The sequence below is a fragment of the Pseudomonas sp. SIMBA_041 genome, assembly GCF_046535095.1.
GTDB lineage: Bacteria > Pseudomonadota > Gammaproteobacteria > Pseudomonadales > Pseudomonadaceae > Aquipseudomonas > Aquipseudomonas mucoides.
The window spans coordinates 1-270 of record NZ_JAWRXJ010000333.1 but is presented as its reverse complement, the minus strand read 5'-3'; the positions used below and the strand labels follow the sequence as shown (position 1 = coordinate 270).

Here is a 270-nt window from a genome sequence, read left to right as displayed (position 1 = left end):
CATGGCCAGATAGAGACACCTTAGCCACTTGCTTTGAAAATACCTTGAGCTTTACGAATGCTTTTGATGAAATTCGGCACTTATTTGATATTCGTTTAAGCGGCATCACGCCTTTTCATAGCAGTATTATTTTCTACTTAAAAAGCAAAGATGAGTTTACACAACAATCGAAAACTTTAATAAAAAGAGCAAAAAGCTGGCTTGATACTGACGCACCTGAATATTGGAGATGGGGCTGGCAATGGATTATTGAAAGCTATTTGGGTAATC

General features: G+C 37.4%; 1 protein-coding gene. It reads left to right on the top strand.

The window, feature by feature from the left end; translation table 11 throughout:
- On the top strand, positions 1-270 hold a 270-nt coding region (locus SB725_RS31370), incomplete at both ends, for a hypothetical protein (RefSeq protein WP_410923316.1).